The sequence below is a fragment of the Saccharibacillus alkalitolerans genome, from assembly GCF_011090185.1.
Lineage (GTDB): Bacteria > Bacillota > Bacilli > Paenibacillales > Paenibacillaceae > Saccharibacillus > Saccharibacillus alkalitolerans.
On sequence record NZ_JAAFGS010000003.1, the window covers coordinates 156654 to 170588 of the forward strand.

At 60.3% G+C, this 13935-nt stretch carries 14 protein-coding genes; 2 read left to right on the plus strand and 12 right to left on the minus strand.

The annotated features are described in order from the left end of the window. Positions 1 to 7: 7 nt before the first annotated feature. From fabD to GYN08_RS09490, 6 genes are all read right to left on the minus strand, one after another. On the minus strand, positions 8 to 943 hold the full coding sequence (gene fabD, locus GYN08_RS09465; RefSeq protein ID WP_166273972.1) for an ACP S-malonyltransferase: 936 nt from the start codon (positions 941 to 943) through the stop codon (positions 8 to 10). A gap of 16 nt (positions 944 to 959) precedes the next feature. Beyond that, complete coding sequence (locus tag GYN08_RS09470) at positions 960 to 1949, minus strand: beta-ketoacyl-ACP synthase III (RefSeq protein WP_166273973.1); 990 nt, start codon at positions 1947 to 1949, stop codon at positions 960 to 962. Between the two features lie 11 nt (positions 1950 to 1960). After that, positions 1961 to 2974: a phosphate acyltransferase PlsX gene (gene plsX, locus GYN08_RS09475; RefSeq protein WP_166273974.1), complete on the minus strand. Its 1014-nt coding sequence runs from the start codon at positions 2972 to 2974 to the stop codon at positions 1961 to 1963. Positions 2975 to 3064: 90 nt separating this feature from the next. Next, the gene (gene fapR / locus GYN08_RS09480; RefSeq protein WP_166274427.1) at positions 3065 to 3646 is read right to left on the minus strand and encodes a transcription factor FapR; all 582 of its coding nucleotides are present in this window, start codon (positions 3644 to 3646) and stop codon (positions 3065 to 3067) included. A gap of 507 nt (positions 3647 to 4153) precedes the next feature. Next, positions 4154 to 4327, minus strand: coding sequence for a 50S ribosomal protein L32 (gene rpmF, locus GYN08_RS09485; protein ID WP_018975076.1), 174 nt, complete (start codon positions 4325 to 4327; stop codon positions 4154 to 4156). 108 nt (positions 4328 to 4435) lie between these two features. Further along, positions 4436 to 4945, minus strand: coding sequence for a YceD family protein (locus GYN08_RS09490; RefSeq protein ID WP_166273975.1), 510 nt, complete (start codon positions 4943 to 4945; stop codon positions 4436 to 4438). Positions 4946 to 5248: 303 nt separating this feature from the next. Here GYN08_RS09490 and GYN08_RS09495 point away from each other — a divergent pair, with 303 nt between their 5' ends. Then, positions 5249 to 6493 carry a tRNA(Met) cytidine acetate ligase gene (locus tag GYN08_RS09495; RefSeq protein WP_166273976.1) on the plus strand — a complete coding sequence of 415 codons (1245 nt, stop codon included), beginning with the start codon at positions 5249 to 5251 and terminating at the stop codon, positions 6491 to 6493. Positions 6494 to 6529: 36 nt separating this feature from the next. On the opposite strand, the gene GYN08_RS09500 is transcribed toward GYN08_RS09495, so the two are convergent. The 6 genes from GYN08_RS09500 to GYN08_RS09525 form a co-directional block, all read right to left on the minus strand. Beyond that, positions 6530 to 7555, minus strand: coding sequence for a SepM family pheromone-processing serine protease (locus tag GYN08_RS09500; protein WP_166273977.1), 1026 nt, complete (start codon positions 7553 to 7555; stop codon positions 6530 to 6532). Positions 7556 to 7631: 76 nt separating this feature from the next. Then, positions 7632 to 8135 (minus strand): pantetheine-phosphate adenylyltransferase, encoded by a 504-nt coding sequence (gene coaD / locus GYN08_RS09505; protein WP_166273978.1) that lies wholly within the window; start codon positions 8133 to 8135, stop codon positions 7632 to 7634. After that, positions 8135 to 8734, minus strand: a complete 600-nt coding sequence (gene rsmD / locus GYN08_RS09510; protein ID WP_166273979.1) for a 16S rRNA (guanine(966)-N(2))-methyltransferase RsmD — start codon at positions 8732 to 8734, stop codon at positions 8135 to 8137. Before rsmD ends, coaD begins: the two co-directional genes overlap by 1 nt. A 259-nt stretch (positions 8735 to 8993) precedes the next feature. Next, positions 8994 to 9893, minus strand: a complete 900-nt coding sequence (locus tag GYN08_RS09515; RefSeq protein WP_166273980.1) for an SMP-30/gluconolactonase/LRE family protein — start codon at positions 9891 to 9893, stop codon at positions 8994 to 8996. Between the two features lie 171 nt (positions 9894 to 10064). Continuing rightward, on the minus strand, positions 10065 to 10718 hold the full coding sequence (locus tag GYN08_RS09520) for an SGNH/GDSL hydrolase family protein (protein ID WP_166273981.1): 654 nt from the start codon (positions 10716 to 10718) through the stop codon (positions 10065 to 10067). A 201-nt stretch (positions 10719 to 10919) separates the two neighbouring features. Continuing rightward, positions 10920 to 11747 carry an AraC family transcriptional regulator gene (locus GYN08_RS09525; RefSeq protein WP_166273982.1) on the minus strand — a complete coding sequence of 276 codons (828 nt, stop codon included), beginning with the start codon at positions 11745 to 11747 and terminating at the stop codon, positions 10920 to 10922. A gap of 124 nt (positions 11748 to 11871) precedes the next feature. Here GYN08_RS09525 and GYN08_RS09530 point away from each other — a divergent pair, with 124 nt between their 5' ends. After that, a complete protein-coding gene (locus GYN08_RS09530; RefSeq protein WP_166273983.1) occupies positions 11872 to 13899 on the plus strand; it encodes a beta-galactosidase in 2028 nt (675 codons plus the stop codon). The last annotated feature ends 36 nt before the right edge of the window (positions 13900 to 13935 follow it).

Here is a 13935-nt window from a genome sequence, read left to right on the forward strand (position 1 = left end):
CGCTCGGTTACGCCAACGCTTCGGCCAGCGCGTCCGCGCTTTCCAGGCTGTTCACGCTGAATACCCGAACGGATTTGTCGATTTTTTTGATCAGTCCCGCCAGCACGCTGCCCGGCCCGATTTCGACGAACGTGTCGACGCCTTCGCCGATCAGCCACTGCACGCTGTCTTCCCACAGTACCGGGGAGTACACCTGGCTGACGAGAGACTCGCGCACGGCATCCGCGCCTGCTGCCGGACGGGCGCTGACGTTGGCGACGACCGGAACGGTTCCCTCGTCAAAGGTCACCGCCGCCAGTTTGCCGCCGAGCCGCTCCGCCGCTTCTTTCATGAGCGAAGAATGGAACGGCCCGCTGACTTCAAGCGGAATCGCGCGCTTGGCGCCGATTTCTTTGACGCGGGCGCTCAGCGCCTCCACGCCTTCCGCCGAACCGGATACGACAATCTGTCCCGGGCAGTTGAGGTTCGCAGGTTCTACGACCGTGCCTGCCGCCGAAATCTCGGCGCACAGATCCGTCAGTTTATCGCGATCCGCGCCCAGTACAGCCGCCATGGCGCCGCGGCCGCCCGGAACGGCGGCTTCCATGAACTGTCCGCGCGCTCGCACGGTCGATACCGCGTCTTCAAACGACAGGACGCCCGCCGCCGCAAGCGCGCTGTATTCGCCCAAGCTGTGTCCGGCCGCGTAGTCGGCTTGGATCCCCTTCGCCTTGACCGCTTCAAGCAGCGCGAGGCTTGCCGTCAGCAGCGCAGGCTGCGTGTTGGCGGTTTGTTTCAAATCTTCGGCCGGACCTTCGAAGACCAGCTCCGTCAGTCCGAATCCCAGCGTCTTGTCGGCACGCTCGAACAGCGCTTTGGCTTCCGGCAGCACGTCGTAGACGTCGCGGGCCATGCCCACGCTCTGCGCGCCCTGTCCGGGAAATACGAATGCTATTTTACCCATCGTGAATGCTCCTCCCTTACCAGATCAGCGCCGCTCCGCCCCAGGTGAGACCGCCTCCGAAGCCGACCATCACTACGCGGTCGCCTTCTTTGATCCGTCCCTGTTCGGCCGCTTCGACCAACGCCAGCGGAATCGAGGCCGCCGACGTGTTGGCATATTTGTCCACATTGATCATGACGCGGTCTTCCGACAGGTCAAGCCGCTGCATGGCGGACTGAATAATGCGGATGTTCGCCTGATGCGGGATAAACAGGTCGATATCGTCCTTGGTCATCTCCGCTTTGCGCAGCACTTCCTCGGTTGCCGTACCCATGACGCGCACCGCGAACTTGAATACGTCCCGTCCGTTCATGGAAATGAAATGCTGCTTCGCCTCCAGCGTCGCGTTCGAAGACGGCAGGCGGGAACCGCCGGCAGGAAGCTTCAGCAGATCGCCGCCGGCGCCTTCGGCACCCAGGTCGAACGATTGGAAGCCCCGACCTTCTGCCACTTCGCCGAGAACGACCGCTCCGGCTCCGTCGCCGAACAGCACGCAGGTGTTGCGGTCGGTATAGTCCGTAATGCGGGACAGCGTATCCGCGCCGATAACAAGCGCGTTGTTATACATGCCGTTCTGGATAAAGCCCGTGGCAGCGGCCAGGCTGTATACGAAGCCAGAGCATGCCGCGCTGAGGTCGAAAGCCGCCGCCTTTTTGGCGCCGAGCTTCTCCTGCAGGATGCAGGCCGTGGAAGGGAAAGACGTATCCGGCGTAATCGTCGCCACGATAATCAGATCGATCTCTTCGGCGGCAATTCCCGCGGATTCGAGCGCTTTGATCGACGCTTCGTACGCCAGATCGGAAGTCGCCTGCTCCGGAGCCGCGATATGCCGCTCGCGGATCCCCGTCCGGCTGACGATCCATTCGTCGTTCGTGTCCACCATTTTTTCGAGCTCCGCATTGTCCAGGATCCGCTCCGGTACGTATTTGCCCGTTCCGATCACGCCGACCGGCCGTAAATTCTTCATCTCTATGTCACTCACTTCCCGCTGATTTGCTGGTTCACTTGTTCCATGCTTTCCGAAATGCTCTCGACGAGGCGATGTTCCAGTGCCGTTCGAGCTTGTCGGACGGCGTTTTTGATCGCTTCCGCGTCGGACGAGCCGTGCGCCTTGATCACGAGTCCGTTCAGTCCGAGCAGCGGCGCCCCGCCGTGTTCCTTATAATCCATTTTCGATTTCAATCCCCGCAGCTGCGGCATGACGAGCGCCGCTCCGATCTTCGCTTTGAACGACGACGTCAGCTCCTGCTTAAGCAGCTTGAATACCGCGCCTGCAGTGCCCTCGAGCGACTTCAACAAAATATTGCCCGCGAATCCGTCGCAGACGAGCACGTCGCAAACGCCGTCCAGAATGTCGCGAGCTTCGACGTTGCCGACGAAGTGGATCGGCAGCTCCGACAGCAGCGGAAACGCCGCCTTCGTCAGTTCGTTGCCTTTGCCCGGCTCGGTGCCCACGTTCAGCAGGCCGACGCGCGGCCGCTGAATGCCGTGCACCTTCTCCCGGTACAGGCTGCCCATCAGGGCGTACTGCGCCAGATGCTCCGGCTTGGCATCCATATTGGCGCCCAGATCGAGCGCGAGCGTCCCCTGTCCGCTCTCGTCGAGCGTCGGAATCATCGGGGCAAGCGCCGGGCGCTCCACGCCGGTCATGCGGCCGACGACAAGCAGTCCCGCCGTCATCAGCGCGCCCGTGTTGCCGGCCGAGATCATCGCATGGGCTTCGCCTTCTTTGACCATCCGTCCGGCCACCACCATCGAGGCGTCTTTTTTCCGCCGAACGGCCCGGACCGGTTCGTCTTCGCCCGAAATGACCTCGCCCGCGTGGACGATCTCGAGATTGGGCCGTCCTTCGCCGATCAGCGGGTTCAGCCTGTTTTCGTCGCCGACCAGCTTGATCGTGACGTCGCTCCATTCGGACGCGGCCGCGAGCGCGCCCGCCGCCGTGCTGTCCGGGGCGTGGTCGCCGCCCATGGCGTCTATTGCAATAATCATTTCCGTATCCTCCCCGTAGGTGTTCTGCTTAAAAAGCCGCGTTCGCCGATGCTCTATTCTTCAAAAGAACGTTGCCGGAAAATGTGCCTTTTAACCGTCCTGCCGGTTCTTGTCGTCGGACCGGTAAATGACGAAATTCCCTTGAAATACCATTTCTTCGCCCACATAAGAGAGCACTTCGACTTTCGCCCTGGCCGCCCTGCCCGGACTGCTCCGAACATAAGCTTTGGCGATGCATTTCTCGCCAAGATGAATCGGGCGGACGAAGCGCAGATCCGCCGATGCGGTCAGCGCGATCTCGTCGTTGATTACCGCAACGGCAAGCGAATTGGCCTGAGCGAAAATATGGTGTCCGCGCGCGATCTGCGTGCGGCTGAATACATGCTCCTCACGGATTTCGAAGATCGAAATGCCGCTCCGGTCGAGCTGAAGGTCGATAATGTCGCCGATGACTTCTTCCGCGGCCAGCGACCGCACCTGATCGTAAGAACGTTCCGCCATCAGCTTCATCCGCTCGCGGAGCTCGGGAATGCCGAGCTCCATCCGATCGAGACGAATGGTCTGAATGCTGACTTTAAGGCGGCGGGTCAGTTCCCGGTCGGTTACGAACGGATTCTCGTCGATCAGTTCGACGAGCCTCTGCTGGCGCTGACGTTTCGGTAAACGTTCGATGCCGGTCTCCTCCTTATCCCGGCGTTCCGAGAACGCCGGCCTTTCCTGAACCGCCTGGGTAATGCTTGATCCGTTTTCGCGCCCGCTTCCGGGCCGCTTCCCCTTTGAATCGAAGCCTTTGCGAAGGCCGCGCAATCGGGTGCGCTTGTTATGTAGGTCCGTCGCGAAGTCTTTTAGAACCTGGTACTAACCGCTAGTATAAAGCATTCTTCCCGAAAAAGAAAGGGGCCCGCCGCCGAAGCGCTTCGAACGGGCTCGCTTTGAGAAGAATAAGGCCGAACGTCCGCCTCTTCCCGAGGCCGCTTCGCGCTCGCCCGGCGTCACGGGAGCGCGCGAACGCAAAAAAAACCTCGCCCGAAGGCGAGGCTTTTCGCGAACCGGCCAGCCGGTTCGGGTTCGAGAATGTTAGCGAATCCGCCGGAATAACTGCCGCCAATCGATTGAGCGGTCTCCCTGAAGCTCGGAAACTTCTCCATCAAAAACGCGCACTCATTCCTTTATCGCCCATTACTGGGAGATAACTTCTCTGGATTTGTAAGTTCCGCAAACTTTGCATACGTGGTGAGCCAGTTTGAGCTCTCCGCATTGTTCGCACTTCACCATGCCCGGCACCGCCAGCTTGAAATGCGTGCGGCGCTTGTCGCGGCGCGTCTTGGACGTTCTCCGTTGAGGTACTGCCATGTTTAACACCTCCTTATTCAAGTCAACCGGCCCGAAGGCCGGACGTTTAGCCTGAAACTCCGTGCGTTCCTGCCGATGCCGAAGTCAAAGCACGACGGGCATCGACAATCAATTGAAGAAATCTTTGAGCCCGGCAAGCCGGGGGTCGATTACCGTATTGTCGCAGCCGCAGGCCGTTTCGTTCAGATTGGTTCCGCAAGTCTGGCAAAGCCCTTTGCAGTCGTCCTTGCAGAGCGGAGCGCTAGGTACGCCCAGCGTCACGTACTCTTCCAGATACGGCGAGAGTTCCACTTCATCTTCGTTCGAAAGAATCATGTCCTCGTCGTCTTCAAGGTCTTCTTCGCCTTCTTCGCGCTCCTTGAACCGTTCGTCGAACGGAATGCTGAGCTCGATATGGGCGGGCTCCAAACAGCGCGAGCAAACCATATCCAAATGTCCCGAAAGCGTTCCGCGCACTTCCACCATGCCGTCCAGCGACGGATAAGCCGTCAGGTCGGCCTGGAAAGGAGACGCAGAGATCACGTCCGTACGACCTTCGATCGATCGTTCGACCGGCACGCTGCCGTTCAAACGAACCGGTTCGCCGTTTTGAATCGTTCTGCGCAGATGCAGACGCATATTCATCACTCCAAACAAACAAAGTTATTATATCGACTTCACTTCCGTTTTGTCAACCGTCAGTCAAGTATTTTTCATTTACGCCCTTTTCGGCGCGCGGCGCGGCTTGAGCAGCGCTTTTGCTCTTTCGCCGGAGCCTCCGCGCGTGTAAGCTAGGAGAAGCGTCCGTTGATCCGTTGATCCGTTTGCATTCCCCGCGGCATTGCCGTTCGCACCGAAAAACGGCTGGTTCGGCAATACCGGACGAATCTTTATTCTACCATATTTTTTCTGGCCTGTTAAGAGAGGAGCTGCTTTCTTTTTATGAAAACGGTCGGCCTGATCGTCGAATACAATCCGTTCCACAACGGACATCTGCTTCACCTGGAACGTTCGCTCCGGGTTTCCGGCGCCGACGCCTCGGTGGCCGTCATGAGCGGTCCGTTCACCCAGCGCGGCGAACCGGCTCTCCTCTCCAAGCGCGCCCGCGCCGAAATGGCGCTGGCCGCCGGCGTCGATCTCGTCCTGGAGCTTCCGGTCCTGTACGCGCTGCAGCCCGCCGAATGGTTCGCTTTCGGCGGCGCGTCGCTGCTGGACGCCACGGGCGTCGTAAGCAGCCTCTGCTTCGGCAGCGAGAGCGGCGAGATCGCGCCGCTGGAGGAGCTGGCTTCGCGCATGCAGGGCGGCGAATCGCCGGCCATGCGCGAAGCGCTGAAGCAGGCCCTGGCCGAGGGCCTGAGCTTCCCGGCCGCCTACGCGAAGGCGGCCTCCGGGCAGGGCGGCGGCGATTCCGCCGCGGCCGCCGCCCTGCTGGGCAATCCGAACGACATGCTCGGATTGCATTACGTGCTGGCGCTGCGCCGGCTCGCCAGCGGCATAACGCCGCTCGCCGTGCGGCGCGAACAGGCCGGCTACCACGATGCCGGCCTGCCCGCGGGCGGAAGCATCGCCAGCGCGACGGCGGTGCGCGCGGCGCTCGCGCGCGGCGAAGGCGGCCCCGGCGAGGCCGCCCCGTACCTGCCTCCCTCCTCGCTGGCCGTGCTTCGGCGCGAGGCGCTGGCCGGCCGCATGCTGGCGGACGGCTGGGAGGCGCTGGCGCAGCCTCTGCTGACGGCGCTCATTACGCGATCGCCGGAAGAACTCGCCCTCGTCCCCGGCATGGACGAGGGCCTGGAGCACCGCATCGCGGCCGCGCTGCCGCGCCTGCCCGTGCCGGGCACGGAGGCGCTGCTGTCCGCGATCAAGACCAAGCGCTATACGCGCACCCGGCTGCAGCGGCTGCTGGCGCACGCGCTGCTGAACCACCGCGGCCCCCTGTTCGGCCGCGACAGCCTCGCCCGCGGACCGCGGTATATCCGCGTGCTCGGCTTCTCGCCGAAAGGCCGGCAGCTGCTTAAGACCATGAAAAAAACGGCGAAGCTTCCCGTCGTCGTCCGGGCCGCGGATTTCGATCATCCGCAGCTCGGGCTCGATATCCGGGCTGCCGCCGTTCACGCTTCGGCTTTCCCTTCTCCCGGCATCCGGGAGATGTACGCCGATTATTACGCTCCGCCGGTTACGGAATTTTGATTCCGCGACCGGCTTTTTTTCTTTCGCAGGGCGTGTTCAGCCCTTCGCCGGCAGACGGCCGATATAGTCCAGCGCGTCCTGCAGCGTCTTGACGGGAACGAGCTTCATCGTTCCGTCCGTTTCTTCGAGTTTTCCATTCGCGGACTCGTAGTTCGCTTCCGGCACGAAGAAAAGATCCGCTCCTTTTCGCTCGGCGGCCACGATCTTGTGCTGCACGCCGCCGATTTCGCCGACCGTGCCGTCGGATTTGATCGTTCCCGTTCCCGCGATGCGGTAGCCGCGCGTCAGATCGCCCGGCGTCAGCTGGTTATAAATCTCGAGCGTGAACATCAAGCCCGCGGACGGCCCGCCGACCTGCGTCTGCGTGAAAAGCACTTCGTCCTTCGGATCTTCGGGATCGATACGCAGCACTTCGCCCGTCGAAACGCCGAAACCGGGACGGGTCGTACCGTCGCCGTTCGGGATCTCGACCAGCCGCACCCGCTCCTCGAGCTGACGGCCTCCCCGCTCGAGCGACACGTCGACTTCGTCGCCGGCGGAACGGCTTTCCAGCAGCCCCCGCAGTTCCTCCAGCGTGGACACCCGTTTGCCGTCCAGAGCGACGATCTTATCGCCGGCCACGAACTCTTTTTGCTGCGGATCGCGGTCGGGAACCGTCGTGATAAACACGTACTCCGTTTCGACGTCGAATTTCACCCCGGCTTCCCGGTAAGCGGCGGCGATTGCCGAAGACTGGGACGAATTCATGTAGTACTGCTGCGTGATCCGGTACTCGTCGTCGTCCTGATCCTTGTTGCGTTCCCCGATTTCGGCGTTATCGTCGAACAGGGACACCCCCAGCAGCGCCAGATTGGCGTACGTGACCGACACGGTCGTCATCATGAACGAACCTTTTTCTTCCGGGTCCGCTCCCGCCACGCTGACCATCGGTTTCACTTCGTCCGCACTGCCCGGGCGCTCGATCGTATACGAGGTCGGCATGTAGATCATGACGTAGACCAATAGGGCGAGACAGAGCAAATAAGCCAGAGTCCGAATCCGCGGCAGTCTGGAGCGCAGCATAATGGTCGTTCATCTCCTCTTGCTTTATACTCTCGTGCTGCCGCCCGGCGGGAGCTTTCTCCCGCCGGGCGGCCGTTCATTTGCCGTGCAGCTTGGCCTTCAGCGCCGCTTGGACTTCCGGCGTCACCAGCTCGCTCACGTCTCCGTCGAATTGGGCGATCTCCTTGACCACGCTGGAACTGAGATACGAATAAAGCGGGTTGGTCATCATGAAGATGGTCTCCACGTTTTCGTTCAGTTTGCGGTTGGTCGTGGCGATTTGAAGCTCGTATTCGAAATCGGTCACGGAACGCACGCCCCGCACGACGACCTGCGCTTTCTTCTGATCCACGTAGTTGACGAGCAGATCGCGGAACACGTCCACTTCCACGTTCGGCATGTCCGCGGTCGCCTGGCGCAGCAGCTGCGCCCGTTCTTCGACGCTGAACAGCGGCTTTTTGCTCAAGTTGTTGAGCACGGCCACGATCAGCCGGTCGTACTGCTTCGCGGCGCGCTGGATAATATCCATATGCCCAAGCGTCACTGGGTCGAAACTGCCGGGATACACGGCGATGCGTTCGATCTTGCTTCCTTTTTCCATCAGGGCTCCAAGTCCTCCTCTGCGGGCTGGCTTTCTTCGCGATCCTTCGGCGTCCAATCGTAAATGGATACGGCGGTCTCGCCGTATACCGCTTTGCGGCGCAGAGCGAACGCGCCGAAGCTTTCCGGATATTCGTAAGACGATTCGTACTCCAGAACGACGACGGCTCCCGCTTCCAGCAGACCGGCTTCCTCCATTTTAAGCATCAGTTCCGCCCCGTTTTTCATTCGGTAGGGCGGATCCAGGAAGACCAAATCCAGCTTCGTTTCCCGCTTGGCGAGCGCTTTGAGCGCCCTCTGCGCATCGTTACGGTACACTTCCGCTTTCCCTTCGAATCCCGTCGCTTTCAAGTTGGACTTCACCACCTCGATGCTTTTGGCATCGGCATCGACGAAGACCGCCCGTTCCATGCCCCGGCTCAGCGCCTCGATCGCGAGCCCGCCCGTTCCGGCGAACAGATCGAGCGCCGTTCCCCCTTCGAAAAAGGGACCGATCATGCTGAATATCGCTTCTTTCACTTTATCGGTCGTCGGGCGCGTTCCGCTGCCCGGCACCGCTTTAAGGGGTCTTCCCTTCGCTTCCCCTGCTACCACTCTCACGCCTGTTCGTCCTCCCGTTCTCTCCGCTGTGCCTTCATATCGGCTTGTCCTATCGTAACACAACCCGGCGGCGAGGAAAACGACGCTCCTCTTCGCCGCCGCGCCGTTCCGATGCCCGGGCGGCGCAGGCGCGCGAGGAACCGAGAAGGCCAAAAGAAAAGACCGCCCGTTACCCCTCGGGGCTTCGCCTGCGGTCTTTGCCCGTATCGCTCGTAAAGAAAGCGCCTCCCCGATTCGGCAGGGACGTTCCCCCGGATTTCTACTCGGCCGCCGTCTGCCGGAACAGATGCGCGGGCTGTCCTTTCGGGCCCGGACGGCAGCAGAACAGCGCTCCCGCAAGCGGCTGCTCCGCTTTTTGTTCGTCGGACAGCCCGTCCTGCGCGGTCGTAATGTACAGATCGCCGTAATCGGCTCCGCCGAATACGCAGCAGGTCACGTTATCGACCGGCAGCATGATTTCTCCGAGCTTCAGGCCCGCCACGGGATCCCATTTGCTGACGCGGCCTCCGCCGTAATGCGCGATCCACAGATTGCCGTCCGAGTCCACGGTCATGCCGTCCGGGAAACCTTCCTCGTTTTCGAAAGATACCACCATGCGATCGGCGCCGAGTTCTCCCGTTTCCGCGTCGAACTCGAATGCCTGCACTTTACCCGCGCCCGTGTCGATGTAGTACATGACCGTGCCGTCCGGACTCCAGCCCAGACCGTTGGACGTGGACACTTCGCCGAAAATATGCCGCACGGACAGATCCCCGTCCATCCGGTAGAAGCTGCCCTGCTTCTCCTTGCCTTCCAGGCTCATCGTGCCGGCCCAGAACCGTCCCGCCGCGTCGCACTTCCCGTCGTTAAAACGGTTGTCCGAGCGATTTTCCGGGTCGTGGATCGCTTGATGGTCGCGGCTGTCCGGATCGTAGAAAGCAAAGCCGTTTTCCGAAGCCAGCACGATTCTGCCGTCCGCGTGACCGACAGCCGCCCCCGCTCTTTCCGGAAGCTCATGCACTTCTTCGCTTCCGTCTTCCGGGTTGTAAAAGCGCAGCTGTTTTCCTTCGATATCGAGCCACATCAGCGTCTGCACGTCCTCGAGCCAATTGGGTCCTTCTCCGAGCACAGCACGGTATTCGGAGACCGGCTCCGGCTTTATGCCTTGCAATTCGTTCATATCGCTGCTCCTTCCGTTGATGGATTGATGATCGTCTTCCGGCCGCATATTTTGCGGCTCCCGCCGTATCTTTACCCAAATCTTTCGGTCCGTGACTTCCTTATGCCGTTCCGAATCGATAAGCCGGCAGTCCCGCGACTCCGGGCCTGCAGCGAAACAGCATGCCGGCCCTTAACTCCGCTCCCATTCGAAATCGAGCGCGTTGAGCAGCCCGCGTGCAATCACCATGCTGCCGGCCGTATTCGGATGCACGTGATCCCAACCGTTCGAGAGCGAGGACTGGATCATGTGATGCCCCATCCGGTCGAACGCCGCCTGGGTATCGACCAGCTCCGCGCCGTAGTCGCCGGCCAGACGCTTGATGACGGCGCCGTAGCGGTCCATCATGGAGCGCATCGGATCTTCCTGTCCCGTCATGTAATAAGGCGTCATCAGGATCAATCCCTTAAGATTGGGCTGTACGGCGTCCAGCAGCTCGCGCAGCGTCGATTCGTATTCGTCCAGCGAGATGAACGAATGGATCGCTTCCGGCGTGTCGAACTGCCGCCAGACGTCGTTGATGCCGATCATGACCGACAGCCAGTCGGGCTTCAGGTCGACCACGTCGGTCTGCCAGCGTTTTTTCAGATCGCGGACGGTGTTGCCGCCTATCCCGGTATTCAGCACCAGGGCGTTCAGCTCCGGATAGCCGGTGCGCAGCAGGGCGTCGACCAGAGCGGCGTAACCGTTTCCGAGACCGTTTTTGTAACCGACCGGGTAAGCCCGGCCCGCATCGGTGACCGAGTCTCCGATCAACAGCAGCTTATCGTTATGAGCCAATTTCATCTTTGTTTCCATCTCCTCGGCATTTGCGCATTCGCTTCGCGCAGCCGAACGCTTTCCCGGGCGGGAGCGTCCCGCGCCGCCTCTCGCGTCCGGCTTTCGCTTCGCATAAATTCAGACATTCGAGCTTGATTCCGCATATTCCTGTTAGAAAACGCTTTTTTCTTTTGCGTTCTGCGTCTTTTCCCGGACTTCGGGTTCCGCTCAATGCAGCGAGCGGAACTGCTCGGGCGTCACGCCTTCCTGCTTGCGGAACGTGGCCACGAAATGACTGGCGTCGCGGAATCCGACCAGACCCGACACTTCCTTGATCGTCATGCGCGGATGCAGCGTCATCATTTCCTTCGCTTTGCGCAGACGAAGCAGAATCAGATAGGCGTAAGCGGTCATGCCGAACGCCTGCTTGAACAGCGTATTCAGATGCCGCGGCGTAATGTCCGCCCGCTGCGCCATGTCTTCCAGCCCGATGTCCGAATCCGCGTAGTGACGATCGAGAAATTCCAGCACCGGAGACAGCCGGCGAACGGAATTCGACAGCGACGGCATGCGGTTGACCCGGCCGTCTTTTTTGAGCAGCGTCAGAAAACGATACACCTCCACGGAGATGTTGAGGCCCGACAGATCCCGCTCGCTTCCGATGCTGTTCAAAAGTCCCGGCACGAATCCGTCCAGCTCGGCCCCGCGGTCCCAATTGTAGTAGGAGGAGACAGGCAGCCCCAACGTTCCGAGAATGGCTCCGGCCTGGGCGCCGCCGAACGTCATGTAATAGGTTTCCCACCGCTCCTCGATCGGCCGGTACTCGTGCGCTTCGCCGGGAAGAAGAAGAATGCCCGTTCCGCTCTCCAGCATGTACCGGGCTCCGCCCATCGTGATTTCGCCTCTGCCTCCTACGGTTTGCAGCCAATGATAGCAGTTGTATCCTTCCGGCCGGGAGATCGCTTCCTGGTCGGGATTGTAGCCGATGCTCTCCGTGTAAAGAGGCAGAGGCAGGTCTTTGAGTTCCGTAAAATATCGTCTGTGCGCGCTGTTCATCCCCGTATCCCCTTTGGACCCGAATATTTCTTTTTTCTTATACCGTTCTCCCTTTTTATTATATTTTATAATATTTTATCTTGAATTAATATAGAATTATTCTTATATGTTGAGGTGAATTTGAATGATTAGCAGCAAACTTCCCAAAATTTTTTACGGCGGCGACTACAATCCCGAACAATGGGACGAAGCCACCCACCGCGAAGACCTTCGCATGTTCAAGCTCGCGGGCATCGACATCGCGACCGTCAACGTTTTCGCCTGGGCGCTGAATCAGCCGGACGAAGTCACCTACAATTTCGAATGGCTCGACGAGCTTATCGACAGTCTGCACGCTAACGGCACTTATGTATGCCTGGCGACCAGCACCGCCGCGCATCCGGCCTGGATGGCGAAGCGCTATCCCGACGTGCTGCGCACCGACGCGGACGGCCGCAAACGCAAATTCGGCGGACGCCACAACTCCTGTCCGAACAGCCCGACCTACCGCAAATTCTCGGAAGCGATTGCAGACAGGCTCGCCGAACGGTACAAAGATCATCCGGCGGTGCTCGTCTGGCACGTCTCCAACGAATACGGCGGCGACTGCTACTGCGAGAACTGCGAGAAAGCGTTCCGCGTATGGCTGAAAGAGAGATACGGCACGCTGGATCGGCTGAACCGGGCCTGGAACACCAACTTCTGGGGCCATACGTTCTACGATTGGGACGAAATCGTGACGCCGAACAATCTCAGCGAACATTGGGGCGACAACAATTCGACGTTCCAAGGCATCTCGCTGGATTATTCGCGCTTCAATTCCGACAGCATGCTGGAATGTTATAAGCTGGAGCACGCGGCAATCAAAAAGCATATCCCGGATTCCGTCGTCACGACGAACTTGATGGGCTTTTTCAAACAGCTCGACTACTTCAAATGGGCGAAGGAAATGGATATCGTCTCCTGGGACAACTATCCGGGCCTGCAGACGCCGGTCAGCTTTACGGCGATGGCGCACGACCTGATGCGCGGCCTCAAGGACGGCGAACCGTTCATGCTGATGGAGCAGACGCCGAGCCAACAGAACTGGCAGCCTTACAACTCGCTCAAGCGTCCGGGCGTCATGCGTCTGTGGAGCTACCAGGCGGTGGCGCACGGCGCGGATACGGTCATGTTCTTCCAGCTCCGCCGCTCGGTCGGCGCGTGCGAAAAGTATCACGGAGCCGTGATCGAGCATGTCGGCCATGAAAACACCCGCGTCTTCCGCGAGGTATCGGAGCTGGGACGCGAACTCGGGGAACTCGGCGACCGGCTGCTCGACTCCCGCCTTCCCGCGAAAGTCGGCATCCTGTTCGACTGGGAAAACTGGTGGGCCGTCGAGAAGTCCAGCGGACCGACCGTCGCGCTGAACTACGTCGACCAGATCCACAAATATTACAAATCGTTCTACGACCGGAACATCCCCGTCGATATCGTCGGCGTCGATTCGGATTTCAGCAAATACGACATCGTCGTCGCGCCTGTGCTGTACATGGTCAAGCCGGGCCTGGCCGACAAGCTGGAAGCTTTCGCGAAAGCAGGCGGGACGTTCCTGACGACCTTCTTCAGCGGCATCGTCGACGAGTCCGATCTGGTCAAGACGGGCGGTTATCCGGGAGAACTGCGCAATCTGTTGGGCATCTGGGTCGAAGAGATCGACGCCCTGTTCCCGGACATGCGCAACAAGATCGTGCTCAGCGGCGAATTCGGCAGCCTCAAAGGCGAATACGAATGCGACATGCTGTGCGACCTGCTGCATACGGAAGGCGCCGAGACGCTGGCCGAGTACGGCGACGACTTCTACAAAGGCATGCCGGTGCTGACCCGAAATGCTTACGGCGAAGGACAAGCCTATTACGTCGCTTCCGATCCGGAGCAGTCGTTCCTGGACGGCCTGCTGGAGCAGCTGTGCGCCGACAAAGGCATTCGGCCGCTGCTGGATACGCCGCAGGGCGTCGAAGTGACCCGGCGCGTCAAGGACGGCGAAGAGTTCCTGTTCGTCATGAACCACAACGCCGAGGAATCGGCTTACGAGCTCGACGGCGACTACGTCAACCTGCTGACCGGAGATGCGCTGAGCGGTTCCGCCAATATCGCCGGCCGGGACGTGCAAATTCTCAGCCTCGCGAAATAAAGCCTGCCGTTCCTAAAAGCTCTCGACCGACACAGC

Excerpts from the sequence above, each read along its gene's own strand:
- GYN08_RS09500 (WP_166273977.1), bottom strand. The coding sequence starts at position 7,555 with ATGCTGCGCTCCAGACTGCCGCGGATTCGGACTCTGGCTTATTTGCTC.
- GYN08_RS09525 (WP_166273982.1), bottom strand. The coding sequence starts at position 11,747 with ATGAACAGCGCGCACAGACGATATTTTACGGAACTCAAAGACCTGCCT.
- coaD (WP_166273978.1), bottom strand. The coding sequence starts at position 8,135 with ATGGAAAAAGGAAGCAAGATCGAACGCATCGCCGTGTATCCCGGCAGT.
- GYN08_RS09520 (WP_166273981.1), bottom strand. The coding sequence starts at position 10,718 with ATGAAATTGGCTCATAACGATAAGCTGCTGTTGATCGGAGACTCGGTC.
- plsX (WP_166273974.1), bottom strand. The coding sequence starts at position 2,974 with ATGATTATTGCAATAGACGCCATGGGCGGCGACCACGCCCCGGACAGC.
- GYN08_RS09495 (WP_166273976.1), top strand. The coding sequence starts at position 5,249 with ATGAAAACGGTCGGCCTGATCGTCGAATACAATCCGTTCCACAACGGA.
- fabD (WP_166273972.1), bottom strand. The coding sequence starts at position 943 with ATGGGTAAAATAGCATTCGTATTTCCCGGACAGGGCGCGCAGAGCGTG.
- GYN08_RS09515 (WP_166273980.1), bottom strand. The coding sequence starts at position 9,893 with ATGAACGAATTGCAAGGCATAAAGCCGGAGCCGGTCTCCGAATACCGT.
- GYN08_RS09530 (WP_166273983.1), top strand. The coding sequence starts at position 11,872 with ATGATTAGCAGCAAACTTCCCAAAATTTTTTACGGCGGCGACTACAAT.
- rpmF (WP_018975076.1), bottom strand. The coding sequence starts at position 4,327 with ATGGCAGTACCTCAACGGAGAACGTCCAAGACGCGCCGCGACAAGCGC.
- GYN08_RS09490 (WP_166273975.1), bottom strand. The coding sequence starts at position 4,945 with ATGCGTCTGCATCTGCGCAGAACGATTCAAAACGGCGAACCGGTTCGT.
- GYN08_RS09470 (WP_166273973.1), bottom strand. The coding sequence starts at position 1,949 with ATGAAGAATTTACGGCCGGTCGGCGTGATCGGAACGGGCAAATACGTA.